Origin of the sequence: Avibacterium sp. 20-129 (assembly GCF_026226845.1) — a bacterium.
Classification (GTDB): domain Bacteria; phylum Pseudomonadota; class Gammaproteobacteria; order Enterobacterales; family Pasteurellaceae; genus Avibacterium.
In genome coordinates this window covers 1,007,081-1,028,167 of sequence record NZ_JAKKOE010000001.1, presented here as the reverse complement: position 1 = coordinate 1,028,167, position 21,087 = coordinate 1,007,081, and the positions used below count along the sequence as shown (strand labels likewise).

Here is a 21,087-nt window from a genome sequence, read left to right as displayed (position 1 = left end):
TCTTTGCAAATGCGTGGATTTCCGTTAGACTAGCCGTATTTTTAATCTTAAAAAAGACGGAAAAAAACACCGCACTTAGTATTATGATGTATTTTGATTTGAATATCCCAACAAAAGCGAATGATCACAAAATTTTAGCTAATGTCATTGCAGGTAGTGATGTTTTAGCAATTGCCGAAATTGCCCAACAACATCAAGGACTAACGGTTGTTGTTACGCCAGACACACGAAGTGCGGTACGTTTATCTAAAATTTTGGCAGAAATTATCTCTGAGCCGATTACCTTTTTTCCTGATTGGGAAACCTTGCCTTATGACAGTTTTTCGCCACATCAAGATATTATTTCTTCCCGACTCAGTGCGTTATTCCATTTACAAAATGCAAAAAATGGCATTTTTATTTTGCCAATCAGTACCTTAATGCAAAAAATTTGCCCGCCAGCGTATTTGCAACATAATGTTTTACTGGTTAAAAAAGATGATCGTATTGTCATTAACGATTTCCGTTTACAGTTAGAAAATGCAGGATATCGTGCTGTGGAACAAGTGTTGGAACACGGTGAATACGCATTGCGTGGTGCGTTACTCGATCTCTTTCCTATGGGAAGTGCGGTGCCTTTTCGTTTAGATTTTTTTGATGAGGAAATTGAGAGCATTCGCACCTTTGATGTGGATAGCCAGCGAACATTAGAAGAAATTCCTTCTATCCGTTTATTACCAGCACAAGAATTTCCTACGGATCATAAAGGCATTGAGTTTTTCCGTACAAAATTTCGTGATACTTTTGGTGAAATTCGCCGTGATCCAGAGCATATTTATCAGCAAGTGAGCAAAGGCACGTTGGCGGCTGGGATTGAGTATTGGCAACCTCTGTTTTTTGAGCAAATGGCAACCTTATTTGATTACCTACCTGAACAGACTTTATTTATTGATTTTGCTAACAATCAGCAACAAGGCGAGCGTTTTTATCAAGATTGTGAGCAACGTTATGAAAGTCGCCGTGTTGATCCTATGCGCCCTTTATTACCGCCAGATCAGCTTTGGTTGCCGATTGACCAAATTAATCATCAGCTCAAACATTTTCCTAAAATCACCCTGAAAGCGGAGAAAGTGGCACGTGCTTCTGTTCGTCAGCAAAACTTACCCGTGCAAGGCTTGCCGGATTTAAGCTTAAAGCTACAACAAAAAGAACCTCTCCAAAATTTGCGTGAGTTTATGACGCAATTTAATGGGGATATTGTGTTTTGTGTTGAAACAGAAGGGCGTCGAGAAACCCTGCTTGATTTGCTTAGTTCGTTGAAGTTAAGACCAAAGCAAATTACGCATCTTTCCGATTTACAAGCGAAGCAAAATTTACTGATTTGTAGCCAAGATCGAGGCTTTATTATTGATAAAGACAATGATTCCATTGCATTGATTACGGAAACGGAATTACTTGGTGAACGTGTGCAACAGCGTAGCCGAGATCGACAAAAATCGGTTAATCCAGATACCTTAATCCGCCATTTGGCTGAACTGAAAATTGGTCAGCCTGTGGTGCATTTAGATCACGGTGTAGGGCGTTATGCAGGCTTGGTGACACTAGAAAATGCAGGGATAAAATCGGAATTTTTACTGTTGCAATATGCTAATGATTCTAAACTTTATGTGCCTGTTACTTCACTCCACTTAATTAGCCGTTATGTAGGTGGTTCAGAAGAAACTGCACCATTGCATAAATTAGGCAGTGATGCTTGGGTGAAAAGCCGTCAGAAAGCGGCTGAGAAAATTCGTGATGTGGCGGCAGAATTATTAGATGTGTATGCTCGACGGGAGGCACAAAAAGGCTTTGCATTTCATTATGATCGCGATGAATTTAGGCAGTTTTCAGCTACCTTCCCTTTTGAGGAAACCCTAGACCAAATGACCGCAATCAATGCGGTGATTTCTGATATGTGCCAGCCGAAAGCAATGGATCGTTTGGTGTGTGGTGATGTTGGGTTCGGTAAAACAGAAGTGGCAATGCGTGCCGCATTTTTAGCGGTGATGAATCATAAGCAGGTTGCCGTACTTGTGCCGACTACGCTCCTTGCCCAGCAACATTATGAAAATTTCAAAGATCGCTTTGCTAATTTACCTGTGAATGTGGAAGTACTTTCCCGCTTTAAAACAGCAAAAGAGCAAAAAACGCTGCTTACAGCTTTAGCAGAGGGGAAAATTGATATTTTGATTGGCACACATAAACTTATTCAGCCAGAAGTTAAATTTAACGATCTAGGCTTGCTGATTATTGATGAGGAACACCGTTTTGGCGTGCGTCAAAAAGAAAAAATTAAGCAATTGCGAGCTAATGTGGATATTCTCACCCTTACGGCAACGCCGATCCCACGCACGTTAAATATGGCAATGAATGGTATTCGCGATCTCTCTATTATCTCCACGCCACCAGCACGCCGTTTGACGATTAAAACCTTTGTACGGCAAGCTGATGATTTAATTATCCGCGAAGCCATTTTGCGTGAAATTCTACGTGGTGGGCAGGTTTATTATTTGCATAATGATGTGGCGAGTATTGAAAATTGTGCCGAAAATTTAACCGCACTTGTGCCTGAAGCGCGCATTGTTATTGGACACGGACAAATGCGTGAGCGTGAGTTAGAGCGTGTGATGTCAGATTTTTATCATCAGCGCTACAACGTACTGGTTTGCTCGACCATTATTGAAACAGGGATTGATGTGCCTACTGCGAACACCATCATCATTGAGCGTGCGGATCGTTTTGGTTTAGCCCAATTACACCAACTGCGTGGGCGAGTGGGGCGTTCTCATCACCAAGCTTATGCCTATTTATTGACGCCTCATCCGAAAGCGATGACAAAAGATGCAGTAAAACGCCTTGAAGCATTAGAAAGTCTCGATAACCTTGGCGCAGGTTTTATGTTGGCAACGCAAGATTTAGAAATTCGTGGGGCAGGGGAATTACTTGGTGATGAACAAAGCGGACAAATTGAAAGCATTGGTTTCTCTTTGTATATGGATCTGCTAGAAAGTGCCGTGAATGCGCTGAAAGAGGGACGTGAGCCTTCCCTTGATGAACTCACTCAGCGTCAAGTTGAAATTGATTTACGCATTCCTGCCTTGTTACCTGATGATTATTTAGGCGATGTGAATATGCGTCTTGGCTTTTATAAACGTATTGCCGGTGCTGAAAACGCCCAAGAGCTTGATGAATTAAAAGTGGAATTAATCGATCGCTTTGGCTTATTGCCGACACCTGCAAAAAATTTATTACAGATCGCCCAGTTGCGTTTGCAAGCTAAGCTATTACAGATTATTCGTATGGAAGCCACGGCGCAAGGTGGCTTTATTGAGTTTTCTCCTAAAGCCAGCCTTGATCCGACAAAATTCTTGCAACTTATTCAGCAATCGCCGGCGGTATATCGCTTTGACGGCCCAACGAAATTTAGATTTCAGCGTGATTTAACAGAAAATAAAGTGCGGTTGGATTTTGTAACGGAATTACTCCAAACATTAAACGCATAGCAACGGAAATATAATGAATTAATGGCAAAATCGTGATAGATTAACGCCATTTTAATTTTGAGGCGTGTTTGCAAAAGGAGAATAAAATGTACTTAGATCAAATTAAAGCCGAGCTTAACGAAGCACAAGATGTGCTTAATAAATTCGTCAATGATGAAAAAAATATTGAATTAATTCAACAAGCTGCGTTGTTAATTGCGGAGAGTTTTAAACAAGGTGGAAAAGTGCTTTCGTGCGGAAATGGCGGATCGCACTGCGATGCAATGCATTTTGCTGAAGAACTCACTGGGCGTTATCGTGAAAACCGCCCCGGCTACCCTGCCATTGCGATTTCTGATGTCAGCCATTTAAGCTGCGTGAGTAATGATTTTGGCTATGATTATGTGTTCTCTCGTTATATTGAGGCAGTGGGGCAAAAAGGGGATGTACTCTTTGGTTTATCCACTTCAGGTAATTCTAAGAACATTTTGAATGCGATTAAAGCGGCAAAAGAGAAAGGAATGAAAGTGATTGCCATGACAGGTAAAGATGGGGGACAAATGGCGGGGCTTGCCGATGTCGAAATTCGCGTGCCACATTTCCGTTATGCCGATCGCATTCAAGAAATTCATATCAAAGTGATCCATATTTTAATGATGTTGATTGAATTTGAAATGGCGAAAGCAGCATAATTTCGCTTTCATTTATTTGATAAGTGCGGTACAAAATTAAATGATTTTTTACCGCACTTTTAACTTTAACCAAGCACAGACAATGTGTTGTGATGATAGAGTAGAGCAAGATTGAAAGGTTTATTTTTACGTATAGTGAGTGCCGTTGCCTTATTATTGTGGGCCATTGATATGGTGTTCCCGTGGCAACGCATAATGCAATCGGAAGATAATCCTTATGCAATGGTGCAAACCAAAGGTAAATTGATTGTTGGCACACTGAATAATCCCATTTCTTATTTTATTGGTTCAGAGGGCGCAACGGGGTTTGAATATGAACTCACAAAAGCCTTTGCAGATTATTTGGATGTGGAATTGGATATTCGCCCAATGGAGAGTACTCAAGCACTGTTTTCTGCCTTATCCGCGCATCAAATTGATTTAGCAGCAGCGAATTTGCTTTATCAACCCGAAAAGTTAGAACAATTTCAGCTCGGTCCTGCGTATTCTTCTGCCTCGTGGCAACTGGTTTACCGTAAAGGAGAAAATCGCCCTACTTCGTTAGAAAAATTAAATGGACGCTTAGTGCTGGCGAAAGGCTCTGAACTTAATCTATTACTTAATCGTTTTAAAGAGCAATATCCTGATTTGCAATGGACAACCGTGGATCAAAGCCAAGAAGAATTATTACTGCAAGTCGCAGAAGGTAAACTGGATTACACCATTGCCAATTCAATAGATATTTCTATTACGCAACAAATTAAGCCACAGCTGGCGGTTGCCTTTGATGTTACTGACGAAGCGACCATTCATTGGTATTTGGCGAATAATACCTATAATGAACTGCAAGCCGCATTGCTCGATTTTATGAATAATGCCATTGAAACAGGGCTTATTGCACGCATTGAGGAAAAATATTTTAACCATTTAGCCCAATTTGACTATGTGGATACCCGTTCTTATTTAAATGCAATTGAAACGATTTTACCGAAATATGCGGATCTTTTTGATAAGTATAAAGGGGAGTTAGATTGGCGTTTATTGGCTGCGATTGCCTATCAAGAATCCCATTGGAATCCAGAAGCCACCTCGCCAACAGGCGTACGCGGAATGATGATGCTGACTAAGGCAACAGCGGAACGAATGAAAATCAACAATCGTTTAGATGCGGAGCAAAGCATTAAAGCGGGATCGGAATATTTGCATTTATTACTGGCGCAAATGCCAAATACCATCCGCCAAGAAGATCGCATTTGGTTTGCTTTGTGTGCGTATAATATGGGACTTGGGCATTTGCTTGATGTACGCCGCTTAACAAAGAGCCTTGGTGGCGATCCCGATAACTGGCTTGATGTGAAGAAAAATCTGCCTTTATTGGCGGAAAAACGTTATTACACTAATTTAAAATATGGCTATGCACGAGGTTATGAGGCTTATCAGTATATTGAAAATATTCGTCGCTATATGAACAGCATTGTGAATTATCACCGCATACAGCAAAACCAAGAAGCACCACACTAAGGTTTACCCTAACATAGAAAATCATTTAGAAGATTTTCCTTAGGTTGTGAATAGAAAAGAGAAGGACATTATGGCAATAAAAAGAAAAACATTTTTGAAGAAAAACAACACGAAATTATTCCGTTTATCTCAGGTACGAGCGTTAAGACTAAAACGTTTGAAGCAAAGAAAATTCCGCTTACACGAACGTCATTCATTGCAATTTGTGATACAGGATATTTGTTGCTAAGACGCTATTTGGGTAACGGGACTAAAAATAGCCAAAATCGCACACAACACAAGACAACGTGTTGTAGAGCATAGAGGAATTTTCTCAAGCAATTTAACCACGTTTTATGAGATTTTTTTTGGGTGAGAACACCACGTTGTTAGCGTGCTAAATGGGCATAGCACCTAATTCGTTGAAAAAAGAAAAGCATTATATTTTTCATATAATGCTTTTTGATTGGTGATAACTTATCGATTTTCAGCCAGTAAACGTTGAATAAGCTTGCTGTTAGCGGGCGGAAATTGACTGGCATCGAGTTCAGATTGTGCAATCCACATTCCTTCCTGCCCTTCTCGACCAAAAGGTTCGCCCACCCATTGTTCCACAAGGTAAAAATAAAATTGAATGACCTTGCTGGGATATTCAAAGGTAAAACGCTCAAATAACTCGGCGTTGAGAATATGAATGCCGATTTCTTCTTCAAGTTCTCTGGCAAGGGCTTGCTCGGGCGTTTCACCTTTATCGATTTTCCCGCCGGGGAATTCTAAAGATTGCGCAAAATCCTGCCCTTCAAGGCGTTGAGTAAGATAAATTTGCCCAAATTCATTACGAATGATCCCGGCTGCAACTTGGATAATCGGTTTTGCCATTTTTTCTCCTTAGGGTTTGTGGATAACTCAAATGTAAAATGAATGATCAACAGACCCTCTATAAAGTGCGGTAAAAAAATCAGAAATTTTTACCGCACTTTTATATTTTATCAATTAACGATAGTTCGCCGCACGATTGCCATGGCAATGTTTGTATTTTTTCCCTGAACCGCACGGGCAAGGCTCATTACGACCAATCTTACGATCTGAAGGCGGCAATGGGGTTTGTTCCGCTTGTTCATCGTCAGTGTTATATTGCATTTGTGCCTGTTCACGGGCAGCCATTTCTTGTTGTAATCTTTCTGCTTGTTCAATTTCTTCTTGCGTACGGATTTGTACACGGCTGAGTGTCGTGATAACGCTGAGCTTTAATGCGTCAAGCATATCTGTGAACATTTGGAAAGATTCTTTCTTATACTCTTGTTTTGGATCTTTTTGTGCATAACCACGCAAGTGAATGCCACGGCGCAGGTGATCCATTGCCGATAAATGCTCTTTCCAAAGTTCATCAAGGGTTTGTAACATAATGCCTTTTTCAAAATGGCGCATTGATTCCGAACCAACTAGTTCTTCTTTACGTTTATATTCAGCAACAGCCGCTTCAATAATGCGTTCACGCAAGGTTTCTTCGTGTAAGGCATTATTTTCTTCTAACCATTGTGCGATAGGTAAATCTAACGCAAAATCTTGTTTTAAACGTTGTTCTAACGCGGGAATATCCCACATTTCTTCCAGAGAATTTGGTGGAATATATTGATCAATAACCGTGTTAAACACATCTTGGCGGATCACTTCAATGGTGTCAGCGATGTTTTCATTATCCAGTAATTCATTACGTTGCTGATAAATCGCGTGGCGTTGATCGTTCGCAACGTCATCAAATTCTAATAAGTTTTTACGCCCGTCAAAGTTATGCGCTTCCACTTTTGCTTGGGCTGAGGCAATTACTTTGGTGAGCAACTTAGATTCCATTGCTTCCCCCGGTGTGCTGAAGGCTTTACGCATCATATTCAATTTACCTTCATTCAGGTAAATTCGCATTAAGGCATCATCTAAGGATAAGTAGAAACGTGATGAACCGGGATCGCCTTGACGTCCTGAACGTCCACGCAATTGGTTATCAATACGGCGTGACTCGTGGCGTTCTGTGCCGATAATATGCAAACCGCCAGCTTGTTTTACAATGTCGTGGCGTGTTTGCCAGTTGGCTTTGATCGCGTCGATTTGTGCGTCAGTTGGATTATCTAATTTCGCCACTTCTGCTTTCCAGTTCCCGCCAAGTACAATATCTGTACCGCGTCCTGCCATATTGGTGGCAATAGTGACGGCAGCGGGATAACCCGCATTGGCAATGATTTCTGCTTCTTGTGCGTGGAATTTGGCATTTAACACACTGTGCTTAATTCCCGCTTTGGTTAACGCATCAGATAATAATTCTGATTTTTCAATCGATGCTGTCCCTACTAATACAGGTTGGTTACGGGCAATGCAGTCTTTGATTTCTTCGATAATCGCCGCAAATTTGTATTGTTCATTTTCAAACATTAAATCAGTACGATCATCACGAATCATTGGTCGATTGGTTGGGATTACAATGGTTTCCAAGCCATAAATTTGTTGAAATTCAAAGGCTTCCGTATCTGCTGTTCCGGTCATTCCGGCTAATTTTTCATAAAGACGGAAATAATTTTGGTAAGTAATGGATGCCACCGTTTGGTTTTCATTTTGGATTGGCACCCCTTCTTTGGCTTCGATGGCTTGGTGTAAACCTTCAGACCAACGACGCCCTGCCATTGTACGCCCTGTATGTTCATCAACAATGATAATTTCACCATCTTTTACGATGTAATCAACATCACGTTCAAAGAGGGTATGCGCACGCAATGCAGCATAAACGTGGTGTAACAATGCGACTTTGGCTGGGGAATAAAGGGATTCTGACTCTTGCATTAATCCTTGTTCAATCAGCCACGTTTCGATTTTTTCTTGCCCACGTTCAGTCAGATAGGCTTGTTTTGTTTTTAAATCTAAGGTGTAATCCCCATCACCTTGATAGTCTTCGGTGTCTTCTTTATCTTGTTTAATTAAGTGTGGGATTAACTTATCAATGGCAATATAAAGTTCCGAACTATCTTCCGCAGGCCCTGAAATAATCAGCGGAGTACGAGCTTCGTCAATCAAAATAGAATCCACTTCATCCACTAAGGCGTAGTAGAGTTCTTTCTGGAAACGTTCTTGAGCAGAATGAGCAAGGTTATCGCGTAAATAATCAAAGCCTAATTCGCTATTTGTTGCATAAGTAATATCTGCAGCATAAGCAGCACGTTTTTCCTCAGCAGGTAATCCCGGAATATTTACGCCCACAGTCATACCTAAAAATTCAAATAAAGGACGGTTAGTTTCTGCATCTCGGCGAGCAAGATAATCGTTTACCGTTACAACGTGTACCCCTTTCCCAGTTAAGGCATTAAGATAGCAAGGTAAGGTAGCGGTCAGCGTTTTCCCTTCCCCAGTACGCATTTCTGCAATGCAACGATCATTCAGCACCATTCCACCAATTAATTGCACATCAAAATGACGCATACCAAGTACACGTTTACTTGCCTCACGCACCGTAGCAAAAGCTTCAGGTAATAGACTTTGTAAGGTTTCACCGTTTTTTAGGCGTTCACGAAATTCTGCGGTTTTGCCTTGTAATTGTTCATCGCTTAACGCTTCAAATTCCGGTTCCATTTTGTTGATTTTTGCCACCTGTTTGTTTAAGCGACGTAGAATGCGGTCATTACGACTGCCAAAAATTTTTGTAAAAATAGTTCTAAACATAATGTTATTTCTTTTATATCAATAGGTTAAATTAAACTTCAGCAAGGCGCTGAAATCATTCAAAGGATATATATTTGGCGGAAAAAGGCTAAGCAACAGGGCCAGCGCGGATTGGTGTAGCCGCACGCAATACAGGAAAAATAAAGTGCGGTGCTTTTTGATGGAGAATTTTTGGGGCAACAAAATGGTTTTTCGTTGGTTTTTGTTGCTGTTGAATACTTTGTTTGTGCGCAACAAGCTGATGACAAGCAAGCTGTTGCGTTTGGCGTTGTTCCCGAGAATAATTTTCACAAGCAAGCCCCGCATTTTCTATACCTTGTGCATTAGGCAAGGCAAAGATCGCAATCATACTGAGTAGGAATTGCGACCAAAAATTCTGTGTGCTTTTAGATGAAATCATTCGGTAACTTATTTTTAATCAAAAAATCACTGTTATTGTAGCGGAAAATCACTACAATGTCTTACTTTGATGTGTAATATTAGGTCAAAAAAGTAGAAAACAAGTAATGCGATACAGTAAACCCACCAATGTACAAGACGTGTTAGAAAATTCTCGCCTTGGCAAAATTATGCAAAAAGGCATTTTGTTACAACAATTAAACGAGCAATTAGCGCGGTTATTTCCAAGTCAATTTAACGGTTTTTATCGTGTGGCAAATTTTTCTGAAACGGTATTGGTGATTGAGGTGGCAAATGCGATGGTGCGCCAAGGTTTGTTATTCAGAGAAAAAGAGCTATTAGCAAAAGTAAAGGAGTTAAATCCGCAAATTCAGCAACTTCAATTTAACGTCAATCCTGCCTTGCTCAGTCAGCCTCGTTGAGTTTGGTTGCCGTGAAAAGTGGCGATTAACTCATTGACTTTAATCCGTTTATGAGAGGCTTGGCTGATTGAACGTTGCACTTTTAAACGTTTGATTTTCGCCCCTTGATAAATTTGACGTGTAAATTTGGTATCGTGATTGGAAATCAAGACAGGAATTTGATGTTCCTTGGCGGTATGTTGTGCTAAGTTTGCCAAGGCTTGTTGATGCGCTAAAGAAAAATCATTGCCCGCATAACTGGTGAAATTGCTTTCTTGCTTAATCGGCGCATAAGGCGGATCACAATAAATAACGGAATTTTCATCCGCAAATTTAAACGCTTCGTGAAAATCGGCACAAATAAACACCGCACTTTGTGCTTTATGGGCAAAATAACGTAGCTCAAGTTCGGGGAAATAATGGGTTTTATAACTTCCGAAAGGCACGTTAAATTCCTGCTTGCTGTTATAACGGCATAACCCATTGAAACCAAAACGGTTGAGATACAAAAACAAAACGGAACGTTCAAAGTGATTGCTGGATTGATTAAATTGGTTACGCTGTGCGTAATAATACTCAGGTGTATTGGCATCAGGGTGGAAAAAGACCGTTTTCACTGCCTCAATATACAAATTTACATCTTGCTTAACCGTATTAAACAGATTGATTAAATCCGCATTAATATCTACCAAAATATAGCGTTCAAATTGGCTATTCAAAAAAACTGCCCCAGCGCCGACGAAAGGTTCAATAAGGCATTGTTTTTTCTTAGGAAATAATTTATTAATTTGATCGGTAAGACGAAATTTTCCGCCCGCCCATTTTAGAAAAGGGCGGTATTTTTGTTGTGGGAAAATTGTCGCATTAGGATACATTGAAGTTAGTCAGTTTGTGTGCAACGGGCAATGGCTGCAAGAACAAGATCTTTGTCGCTATCGGTAGCCACATAAGCCTGTCCAAGTGATTTCAGCAATACGAGGCGTAATTTTCCGGCTAATACTTTTTTATCACGCATCATATGTGGTAAGTAATCTTCAGGTTGCATTGTATCTGGCGAAACCGTAGGTAAGTTCGCGTGCGCAAAAAGTTTTTCTAAACGCCCCACATCTTGTACGGATAAATCGCCTAACATTTCAGAAAGGGCTGCTGCCATCATTGAGCCAGCGGCGACGGCTTCACCGTGTAACCATTGCCCATAGCCTAAATGGGTTTCAATGGCGTGACCAAAAGTATGACCTAAATTAAGTAAGGCTCGGTCGCCTTTTTCGGTTTCATCTCTTGCCACCACATCAGCCTTAATTTGGCAACAACGGGCAATACAGTGCTGTAACGGGGCTTGTTCAAGGGCAACCAATTCATCAATATGTTGTTCTAACCATTCAAAGAATGGGTAATCTAAAATAGCGCCGTATTTAATCACTTCCGCTAAACCTGCATTGACTTCGCGTTTCGGTAAGGTATGAAGGGTGAGGGTATCTACAATCACCGTACAAGGTTGATAAAACGCCCCAATCATATTTTTACCGAGTGGGTGATTCACAGCGGTTTTTCCACCAACAGAAGAATCGACTTGAGCAAGTAGCGTGGTTGGAATTTGGATAAAACGTACACCACGTTGATAACTGGCTGCAGCATAGCCCACGACATCGCCAATTACCCCGCCACCTAACGCAATCAAAGTCGTATCGCGACCGTGATTTTTTTCTAATAATGCAGTGAAGATCAGATTGAGCGACTCAAGATTTTTATATTGCTCACCATCGGGTAATAATACGTGATCAACTTGACAACCAAGCTGAGTTAATGTTTCTGTGACTGGAGCAAGATAATGTTGTGCAATGGTCGGATTGCTCACAAGCATTACTTTATCGCCTGCTTTTAGGGGATAAACACTAGGATCGGAGAGCAAGCCAGCGCCGATATAAATAGGATAACGACGTTCTTTTAATTCAACATTTACGCACAACATCATTTTTTCCTTTTGCTTAATTAGCCGTTGATATTTTCAATTAAATCAACGATTTGATTTGCCATTACTTTGGCACTTTGATCATCAGTGGGTAAGGTAATATCCGCCACTTCTTGATACAGCGGATTACGAATTTTTGAAAGTTCCTCAAGCACTTGACGTGGATCTTCTACATCTTGTAGTAACGGGCGTTTTTTATCGCGTTGCGTACGTTGGAATTGTTTTTCTACGGTGGTTTCTAAATAGATCACAATGCCACGCGCAGAAAGATGGTTGCGGTTTTCTTTTGACATTACCGCTCCGCCACCCGTGGAAAGCACAATGCCTTGTTTTTGTGTTAATTCATTAATAATACGTTCTTCGCGCTTGCGGAAACCTTCTTCGCCTTCAACATCAAAAATCCAGCTAATGTCAGCACCGGCACGTTGTTCAATTTCCGCATCGGTATCAATAAAATCCATTCCTAACATTTGCGCTAATTGACGACCAATAGTGCTTTTTCCCGCGCCCATTGGACCTACTAAGAAAATATTACGTTTTTCTGCCATTTCTCGTTGTTCTTCTTTAATAAAATTTAAAATAATTGATCTTTCCGATAAATAAAAAGACAACCACAAAATCAAATATGGTTGCTAAAAGATCACCCAAAAAATAATGGCGATTATCTCAATAAATGCCCACCTTTTTCAACCGTCAAAATAAATTTATTTACGAGATTTGGACGAAATTTTCAAAGAAGATGGCGAAGTGCGGTGATTTTTTGGTGGATTTTTCACCGCACTTGGTTTTTCTGCGCGTTGCCCTTTTTTGATCAAATGTGGTGTAACGAAAATAACCAGTTCCCGTTTTTGATGACGTTCCACTTCTTTACTGAATAAACGTTTAATCACGGGAATATCACCTAGCACCGGCACTTTATCTAAGGCTTTGGTAATGGTGTCGTGGAAAATACCCCCTAACACAATGGTTTCCCCATCTTGGGCAAAGACTTGCGTGTTAATTTCTTGCTTATCAATGGCAATCACTTCGTTTTCACCGTAAGCAACACGCCGCCCCGGCGCATTTTGACTGACGACTAAATCCAGTAAAATGCCGTTATCTTTTGATAAATGAGGGGTAACGTCTAATCCTAGCACGGCTTCGCGAAACTCAATGGTCTGGCTATCATTTTTACTATTATTCACCACATAAGGGATTTCCGTCCCTTGCTTGATGCTAGCACTTTTCTTATTCGTTGTAAGCAAACTTGGGCTAGCGATGATTTCCACGCTATTTTCGCGCTCCAACGCAGTTAATTCTAAATCAAGCAATCGTCCATTAATTTTGGCAATTTGCAGTGCCACTGAGCCGGCGGGCGTATTCGTGGTGGCAAAATTCACATTGAGATTATCCGTAATATTGGCAAAGCCATTCGCATTCAGACTGCCACTCACTTTATGGCTTACCTCTGTCGGCGTGAAAATCCCCCAACGCACGCCAAGTTCTTTCAGGCTTTCATCGCTAATGGTAACAATACGCGCTTCAATAGCGATTTGCTCAATGGGTTTATCCATTTCCGTTACTATCCCTTTAATTTGTTTCAATATTGCTTTTTCATCTTTAATGATCAAGAGGTTGCTACGATCGTCAAAGCTTATACTGCCATTTGCAGAAAGCAATGAACCACTGCCTGAAGTCAGTGTTTTCATCATTTCAGAGGCTTTAGCATAGTGTAATTTTATCGTCATTGTGGATAGCGTGGGCAAAACAGGGGCGCTCATTTCGGGTAATGTATCGACAAATTCAATGGGAAGGGGATTGGTACTTTCTGATGAAGAATGTGGCGTGGCTTTGCTTAAATAATAAATGCCATTTTCCTGCCAAAATTGGAGTTGTTTAATTTTAGCCACCACTTGCAGAAATTGCGCAAGCGTTGTTTGTTGCAGTTGTAACGAAATCGAGCCTTGCAATTCATCATCGATCACTAAATTCACGTTTTGTTGTGCCGCGAGTTGTTGCACGGTATGTACCAAAGGGGCTTGCTGTAAGCGAATTGAAAAGGTTTCATCGATTTTTTCGCTTGCTGAGGCAAGCAATGAAAAACTCAGAAAAAATGCACCGCACTTTAATAATCGCATTTTTCTCTCCTAAAAGGTTAGATAAACAATTTGTGATTGCGCACAGTCAAAAAGTGTAATTTGCTGTGGTGAGATTTCCGTAATCTGTAATCTTTCTTGAGCGATCACATCTTGGTTTTTAACAAAGATAATTTGTTGATGTTGATGACTAAAAATGGCGTTGAGATGTTCTGGTAACTGAATAATGCCGACTAACTTAAGTTGCTGGAAAGAGGAATTTTCCGCCAAGACTTTTTGATGACTAGGACAGTGTACAGAATTTGCTTGATTGATAACTTTCGTTTGTGTTGTACGTTGAGTATGATCAAAGGGATCCTGTGCTTGCGCAGAAAAAAAGGCATTGAACAGGAGCAAAAAAAGAAACGATTTTTTCATTGCTTATCCTTATGTAAAGAAAGTTTAAAGCGAACCTCAGTGATGAGTGAGCGTTGTGAGAGTGGATTTTCTTGTGTTTTGTAAATGTGAAGTTGTAATACATTGAGCTTTGGCGTGCGATCTAAAAGTGCGGTCAAAAATTGGCGTAAATGCTCAAATTTGCCAGCCAACTGCATTGTTAAATAAGGGGCTTGGTAAAAATGCCACTGGCTATTTTTGACTTGTAATTGAAACTCCTGTGGGCGTAGTGCTTGGTTTATTTCAGCGATATCGCGTGTGAGTGCGGGTGTAAAGGGGCGTTGTTTACTTTGCTGTAATGAACTTAAAATTTGTTTTTGATGATCCAAATCTTGCGTTAATTGCACAATTTGACGCGCGGTTTGCGCATTTTGCTGTTGGGCTTGCTGATATTCGATCACCAAGAAAAACAACGGCAAAAAGGTGCAAATGAGCAATATGGCATATTGCTTGAAGGCGGAAAGTTGGGCGAACTTGCCAAGTAAATTATGCGGATTGTTAAAAAGTAGCATCGTCATCTTGTTCATTGCTTAATTGAAATTCAAACGTCAGTTGTGAACCCGTGGGCTGAAATTGGGTAAGTTGTGAGTGGTTAAATTGTTCTAATTGTGTAATGCGTTGCTGTAATTGTTCAAATTCTTGCTGATTTTCCGTAAAACCGCTGAGTAATAATTTTTGTTGTGTCAGCGACACTTCATTTAATTCCCCTTGTTGCAAAGGAAGCGCTGCAAGCCAGTTTAAAAATTGAACAATGCTTTGTGCTGGCAAAGGTTGTTGTTCTTGCTGAGAAACATAGTTTTGCCTTAACGCATTAATTTGTTCAATGGTTTCGGCTAAACGCTGTGAGAGGGTTTCATATTGCTCATTTTTTTGTGGTGCGATGGCTTGCTCTGCGTGTAAAACGTGGCGCATCATAATCTGACCAGCAAGGCTAATGACTAAGCAAATGCCTGCCCGAATCAGCAATCTTTTTACATTCTTATGATGAGTCGCCAATCGCCACGGTAGTAAATTAATCGCCACTCCCGGCCCCTTCTTGTTGCCATAAAGCATTACCTAACGCGATAAAAGGCAAATGGGTTTCTACGGTCTGCCATTGGCTAGGTAAGGGTTGGGCTTGTACATCACCGCAATAGACATAAATTTGTTCAGGCTGAAAGGAATAACGTTGGCAGAACATTTCAGCAAGTGCGGGGAGATTTTTATCAATATGTTGCATAAATTGCATTGCGGGCGCGTTGGGTTGAATGGCAAAGGTGTATTGCTCATCTTGGTAAAGAAAAAGTACCTGACTTTCCGTGCCAATCCCTGTCAGGTAGTGAAATGCTCGGATAATGGCGTGAATACAGCAATCCAGCACTTGAATGGGCAAAGGGGCGTAAGCGTTTACATAATCCAAGGCGGTTTGTCTTTTTATCGCAACAATACTCAGTTTCACGCCCTGTTTGAGCGTTTCTAATTGATAATCAAACCAAATTTCTTCAAGAGGAAGAGGCAAGGCTTGTGAGAATAAAAATCGGCATTGTTGCTCACATTCTGCGGCCGTTAAAATTTGTGGTAATAACAGAGTTTGTATCCACGTGTATTGTGGTGAGATTGCGGTAATAAACCTCATTGTTTTCAAGGAATGGCGACTTGATGATGGCATATGTCGCGCAAGCTGTGGTAACGAAATTGGTGAGGATAGCGTGCAACACTGTGGTTGATTGGTTTCATCAAACCAAACATATTGGTAATTTTCGCCCTTTTTCCATACACCTACTTGTTGTTTTTGTGCGGTGCAATGCATTATTTTCCTCATTCTTTTTACCTAATATTCATTTTAAATGCACTTTTAGCTTTGGATTTCTTTGACTAAACTTTATACTTACGTTTTAAGGAAGTAGTTAAGCTAAAATTTTGGGTTTTAGTTTTTCTGATTTTTTTCAATTTTGCACGAATGAAGAGAGAATTTTACGATGCGGATCGCAAAATTAATTTTAAGTAGCTTGCTGACAATCATTATTTTAGGCTGTGTTGTCGCAGGAATTTTTTATGTTCAATTAAAATCAAGCTTGCCGAGTGTAGATTCCCTAAAAACGGTGGAATTACAACAGCCGATGCAGATTTATACGGCTGATGGCAAGCTCATTGGTGAAGTGGGAGAACAGCGCCGTATTCCTGTGAAACTGAATGAAGTGCCAAAAAAATTAATTGATGCCGTATTGGCAACAGAAGATAGCCGTTTTTATGAACATCACGGTTTAGACCCTGTGGGGATTGCGCGTGCAATTAGTGTCGCGGTGATGAAAGGGGGGGCTTCCCAAGGAGCAAGTACTATTACTCAACAGCTTGCACGAAATTTCTTTTTAACGCCAGAAAAAAACATCGTGCGTAAAGCAAAAGAAGCCATTTTGGCGATCGAAATTGAAAACACCCTAAGCAAAGATGAAATTTTGGCGCTTTATCTGAATAAGATTTATCTTGGCTACCGTGCTTATGGTGTTGCTGCGGCGGCAAAAACCTATTTCGGCAAATCGCTCGATCAACTTACTTTGTCAGAAATGGCGGTCATTGCAGGATTACCAAAAGCGCCCTCCACAATGAACCCTCTCTATTCGCTTAAACGTGCCACCGCACGCCGAAACGTGGTGCTTGGACGAATGTTAGAAATGAAATATATCAGCCAAGCAGAATATGATGAAGCGATTAACGAACCGATTGTAGCAAGCTATCACGGCGCACAATTAGATTTTAAAGCGGATTATGTTACTGAAATGGTTCGCCAAGAAATGGTGAAACGTTTTGGTGAAGAAAATGCCTATACCAGCGGCTATAAAGTTTATACGACGGTGCTTTCTGCTGATCAGGCAGAAGCACAAAAAGCAGTGCGTGATAATTTGCTCGCCTATGATATGCGTCACGGTTATCGTGGTGCAACGGTGTTATGGAAAAAAGAGGAAAGCGCGTGGGACGAAGATAAAATTATCGACGCCCTAAAAAAATTACCTGACTCAGCCCCTCTCATACCAGCTGCGGTATTGGAAAATAGTAAAGCTGGCACAAAAGTGTTATTAGATGATGGCAGCAGCCTAACCCTTTCGCCAAACGCAATGCGCTGGGCGGGTAAAAAACAGCCAAAAGCAGGTGAACAAATTTGGTTGCGCCAACGTGGTAATGGAGAATGGCAACTTTCTCAACTCCCAGAAGTCAATTCCGCGTTGGTTTCTCTCAATAGTGATAATGGCGCGATTGAAGCATTAGTCGGTGGCTTTAGCTTTGAACAAAGCAAATTTAACCGTGCCACTCAATCTTTAGTGCAAGTGGGATCATCAATCAAACCTTTTATCTATGCAGCCGCCTTAGAAAAAGGGCTAACCTTATCAAGTGTGCTACAAGATTCCCCGATTGTAATCAAAAAACCGGGGCAAAACGTGTGGACACCGAAGAATTCACCAAACCGCTATGATGGACCAATGCGCTTGCGCGTGGGGCTAGGGCAATCCAAAAATATGATTGCTATCCGAGCAATCCAAATGGCAGGCATTGAGTTTACTGCGGATTTCCTACAACGCTTTGGTTTCCAACGCGATCAATATTTCGCCAGTGAAGCCTTGGCTTTAGGTGCAGCGTCATTCACCCCACTTGAAATGGCGCGTGCTTATGCCGTGTTTGATAATGGGGGGTTCTTGGTAAATCCTTACCTTATCGAAAAAATCCTAGATAATAGCGGCAAAGAACTGTTTGTTGCGAACCCACAAATTGCGTGTGTAAGCTGTGATAACATTCCTGTGATTTATGGGGAAACTGAAAAATTAGATGGCTTTAAAAACCTTGATTTAGAAAAACCAGATAATTTAGCCGCCACGGATAGCAGCACCAATGGTGAGGAGCTAGATCAAGATGAACAGCCTAACGATATTCCAGAACTTGATCGTCAAAATAAAAAGTTAGATGAAAATGCACTGGATTTTATGGCACAAGATAAAAAAGCCAATGCCCAAGTGCAGTATGCCCCTCGTGTCATTAGTGGTGAACTGGCGTTCTTAATTCGTAGTGCGTTGAACACCGCAATTTATGGCGAACAAGGCTTAGGTTGGAAAGGAACCAGCTGGCGAATGGCAAATCAAATTAAGCGTTCGGATATTGGCGGAAAAACAGGGACTACCAATAATTCAAAAGTGGCTTGGTATGCAGGTTTCGGGGCAAATATCACCACGGCGGTCTATGTTGGCTTTGATGATAATAAACGTAATTTAGGAAAAGGCGAGGCTGGCGCACAAACAGCAATGCCAGCGTGGATTGATTATATGAAAACGAGCTTGAAAGATGTACCCGAGCGTATTCTTCCACTTCCACAAAATATTATAGAAAAGCGTATTGATACAGGTTCTGGTTTGCTTTCTAATAGTGGTGGACGTAAGGAATACTTTATCAAAGGTACTGAACCTAAACGCGCTTATGTGAAAGAACGTGGTTATTATGTACCGCCTGAATTATTGGAGCGTTTAAACGGTGGAGTGAAATCCTCTGAGCAACAAGAACTATTCTAGTCTGACTTAAGGGAGTGCATAAAAACAAAGTGCGGTTATTTTTCCACGCATTTTTCTAATTGAAAAAAGACCTAGCCATTAGCTAGGTCTTTTTTACGGAGAAGATCAATTAAAGAATATCTAACAATTCCACTTCAAAAACAAGGGTGCTAAATGGTGGGATTGACGCACCAGCACCGCGTTCACCGTAGGCAAGGTTATGTGGAATAGTGAGTTTCCATTTTGAGCCTACTGGCATCATTGAAAGGGCTTCAACCCAACCAGCAATCACGCCACTTACAGGGAATTCCGCCGGCTGACCGCGTTGTACAGAGCTGTCAAAAACCGTGCCATCAGTAAGGGTACCTGTGTAATGAACGCGTACTTGATCTTGTTTACTTGGGATCTTGCCATTGCCTTCAACTAAGATTTCATATTGTAAGCCTGAATCTGTTACTTGCACGCCCTCTTTTTTGGCATTTTCCGCAAGATAGGCTTTGCCGGCTTCTTCAATTTGTTTGAATTGTGCTTTCGCCGCCTCAGCAGCTTGTTGTTGAAGTTGTTGTAAGGCTTGAGTTACTTCGTTTAAATCAATTGCAGGTGGATTTTGATTTAACACATCGAAAATCCCTTTGGCAACGGCTTCAGGCTTAACCGCTAATTTACTTTCTACTAATTGTTGACCGATTTGTAAACCGATACCATAGCTACCTTTTGCTGAGATATCATCTAAAGAGACTTGATTAAAAAATTGTTCTGACATTGTTTTTTCCTTTTCATTAAATAAATTACTGTTTATAGGCTAAGACTTCACCCATATGGACTGGTGTATCAACGGCTAATTGCTCGGCTAATTTCACTTGATTTTGTTGGAATAAGTTAATTACCGTAGAACCAAGTTGGAAAGCCCCCATTTCTTGTCCTTTGTGCAGTTTTACCGCATTTTCACCCTCATAGGTCCAAACTTTCACTTCATTTGAGCGTGGAGGATTAATAATGCCAGCCCATTGCGTGCTAATGCTCGCCGTGATGGTCGCACCAACTAAAATTTGTACCATTTGCCCAAATTCTGTATCAAAAAGACAAATGACACGCTCATTACGTGCAAATAGATTTGGTATATGCTCGGCTAAAAATGGATTTACTGAAAAAAGCGCACCCGGAACATAAATCATTTTGCGTAATGTGCCATCACAAGGCATATGTACACGGTGATAATCTCTCGGTGAAAGATAGATAGTGGCGAATTCACCATTTTTAAAGGTCTGGACTAATTCGTCATCATTCGCTAATAGATCCTCTAAATGAAAATTATGCCCTTTAGCTTGTAATAAACGATTGTCGTCAATGTGTCCTAATTGGCTGATTCTGCCGTCCGCAGGTAAACAAAGTGCGGTAGGATTTTCATCAATTTTTCTTGCACCTTCTGCTAAGGGACGGATAAAAAATTCATTGAACGTCGCATAATCATTAAAATGAGGTTTTGCGGCCTCTTGCATATTAACTTGATATTTTTTAGCAAATAATTTGATGACAAAATGGGTAACAACTCCCCAGCGTTGTTTAGCAAACCAACCCGCAAGTTGAGTTAAATAAAGCTGCGGCATCAGATATTGAAATGCCACTTTTGCACGTTGCCAATAAGTTAAAGGCATTTGCGTTTTTACTGTCATAACGTTTTCCTTTGTTAAAATGGAAAGGGGATTATATCAACTTATCCTACTTGTGCAATGATATGCAGAATTTGCCTTGATTTCTCGTGGGAATAGGGGTAGTGTTCATTTTCGATTATATGGCTGTAGGGGCAGATCTATGTGTCTGCCCGAAACATTAATGATTATACGGACGGACACATAGGTCCGTCCCTACAGAAAAATGATATGAAATACGGGCGAATACATCGTTTTCCCTAAAATTTGCTGGA

Annotated in this window: 18 protein-coding genes; 5 read left to right on the top strand and 13 right to left on the bottom strand. The window is 40.9% G+C overall.

Annotated elements, in window-relative coordinates; genetic code table 11:
• Window positions 1–86 precede the first annotated feature (86 nt).
• The 3 genes from mfd (at window position 87) to mltF (ending at window position 5,692) form a co-directional block, all read left to right on the top strand.
• Window positions 87–3,521 carry a transcription-repair coupling factor gene (mfd, locus tag L5B90_RS04810; protein WP_265762552.1) on the top strand — a complete coding sequence of 1,145 codons (3,435 nt, stop codon included), beginning with the start codon at window positions 87–89 and terminating at the stop codon, window positions 3,519–3,521.
• 86 nt (window positions 3,522–3,607) lie between these two features.
• Window positions 3,608–4,192, top strand: coding sequence for a D-sedoheptulose 7-phosphate isomerase (gene lpcA, locus L5B90_RS04805; RefSeq protein WP_250350929.1), 585 nt, complete (start codon window positions 3,608–3,610; stop codon window positions 4,190–4,192).
• Window positions 4,193–4,303: 111 nt separating this feature from the next.
• The gene (gene mltF, locus L5B90_RS04800) at window positions 4,304–5,692 is read left to right on the top strand and encodes a membrane-bound lytic murein transglycosylase MltF (protein WP_265762288.1); all 1,389 of its coding nucleotides are present in this window, start codon (window positions 4,304–4,306) and stop codon (window positions 5,690–5,692) included.
• 456 nt (window positions 5,693–6,148) lie between these two features.
• On the opposite strand, the gene mutT is transcribed toward mltF, so the two are convergent.
• The 3 genes from mutT to secM form a co-directional block, all read right to left on the bottom strand.
• A complete protein-coding gene (gene mutT, locus L5B90_RS04795; protein WP_265762287.1) occupies window positions 6,149–6,550 on the bottom strand; it encodes an 8-oxo-dGTP diphosphatase MutT in 402 nt (133 codons plus the stop codon).
• 114 nt (window positions 6,551–6,664) lie between these two features.
• Entirely contained in the window at window positions 6,665–9,373 is a 2,709-nt protein-coding gene (gene secA, locus L5B90_RS04790; protein ID WP_250350926.1) for a preprotein translocase subunit SecA, read from the bottom strand.
• Between the two features lie 88 nt (window positions 9,374–9,461).
• Window positions 9,462–9,773 (bottom strand): secA translation cis-regulator SecM, encoded by a 312-nt coding sequence (secM, locus tag L5B90_RS04785; RefSeq protein ID WP_265762286.1) that lies wholly within the window; start codon window positions 9,771–9,773, stop codon window positions 9,462–9,464.
• A gap of 106 nt (window positions 9,774–9,879) precedes the next feature.
• Here secM and L5B90_RS04780 point away from each other — a divergent pair, with 106 nt between their 5' ends.
• Window positions 9,880–10,194 carry a DciA family protein gene (locus L5B90_RS04780; RefSeq protein WP_250350924.1) on the top strand — a complete coding sequence of 105 codons (315 nt, stop codon included), beginning with the start codon at window positions 9,880–9,882 and terminating at the stop codon, window positions 10,192–10,194.
• Here the strand turns inward: L5B90_RS04780 and L5B90_RS04775 are convergent.
• The 8 genes from L5B90_RS04775 to L5B90_RS04740 form a co-directional block, all read right to left on the bottom strand.
• Window positions 10,182–11,048, bottom strand: coding sequence for a Dam family site-specific DNA-(adenine-N6)-methyltransferase (locus L5B90_RS04775; RefSeq protein ID WP_265762285.1), 867 nt, complete (start codon window positions 11,046–11,048; stop codon window positions 10,182–10,184). The genes L5B90_RS04780 and L5B90_RS04775 overlap by 13 nt on opposite strands.
• Window positions 11,049–11,053: 5 nt before the next feature.
• Window positions 11,054–12,142: a 3-dehydroquinate synthase gene (gene aroB, locus L5B90_RS04770; RefSeq protein ID WP_265762551.1), complete on the bottom strand. Its 1,089-nt coding sequence runs from the start codon at window positions 12,140–12,142 to the stop codon at window positions 11,054–11,056.
• Between the two features lie 20 nt (window positions 12,143–12,162).
• Window positions 12,163–12,711, bottom strand: a complete 549-nt coding sequence (gene aroK, locus L5B90_RS04765) for a shikimate kinase AroK (RefSeq protein ID WP_326938203.1) — start codon at window positions 12,709–12,711, stop codon at window positions 12,163–12,165.
• Between the two features lie 135 nt (window positions 12,712–12,846).
• Entirely contained in the window at window positions 12,847–14,259 is a 1,413-nt protein-coding gene (locus L5B90_RS04760; protein ID WP_265762284.1) for a type IV pilus secretin PilQ, read from the bottom strand.
• 9 nt (window positions 14,260–14,268) lie between these two features.
• Window positions 14,269–14,634, bottom strand: a complete 366-nt coding sequence (locus L5B90_RS04755; RefSeq protein WP_265762283.1) for a pilus assembly protein PilP — start codon at window positions 14,632–14,634, stop codon at window positions 14,269–14,271.
• Window positions 14,631–15,170: a hypothetical protein gene (locus tag L5B90_RS04750; RefSeq protein ID WP_265762282.1), complete on the bottom strand. Its 540-nt coding sequence runs from the start codon at window positions 15,168–15,170 to the stop codon at window positions 14,631–14,633. Before L5B90_RS04750 ends, L5B90_RS04755 begins: the two co-directional genes overlap by 4 nt.
• Window positions 15,151–15,675 carry a hypothetical protein gene (locus L5B90_RS04745; RefSeq protein WP_265762281.1) on the bottom strand — a complete coding sequence of 175 codons (525 nt, stop codon included), beginning with the start codon at window positions 15,673–15,675 and terminating at the stop codon, window positions 15,151–15,153. The genes L5B90_RS04750 and L5B90_RS04745 overlap by 20 nt, the downstream gene beginning before the upstream one ends.
• Window positions 15,665–16,453, bottom strand: a complete 789-nt coding sequence (locus tag L5B90_RS04740) for a competence protein ComA (protein ID WP_265762280.1) — start codon at window positions 16,451–16,453, stop codon at window positions 15,665–15,667. Before L5B90_RS04740 ends, L5B90_RS04745 begins: the two co-directional genes overlap by 11 nt.
• 157 nt (window positions 16,454–16,610) lie before the next feature.
• On the opposite strand from L5B90_RS04740, the gene L5B90_RS04735 reads away from it, so the two are divergent.
• Complete coding sequence (locus tag L5B90_RS04735; protein WP_265762279.1) at window positions 16,611–19,184, top strand: penicillin-binding protein 1A; 2,574 nt, start codon at window positions 16,611–16,613, stop codon at window positions 19,182–19,184.
• Window positions 19,185–19,293: 109 nt separating this feature from the next.
• On the opposite strand, the gene L5B90_RS04730 is transcribed toward L5B90_RS04735, so the two are convergent.
• Window positions 19,294–19,926, bottom strand: coding sequence for an FKBP-type peptidyl-prolyl cis-trans isomerase (locus L5B90_RS04730; protein ID WP_250364108.1), 633 nt, complete (start codon window positions 19,924–19,926; stop codon window positions 19,294–19,296).
• Between the two features lie 25 nt (window positions 19,927–19,951).
• Window positions 19,952–20,836, bottom strand: a complete 885-nt coding sequence (asd, locus tag L5B90_RS04725) for an archaetidylserine decarboxylase (protein WP_250364109.1) — start codon at window positions 20,834–20,836, stop codon at window positions 19,952–19,954.
• Window positions 20,837–21,087: the final 251 nt, after the last annotated feature.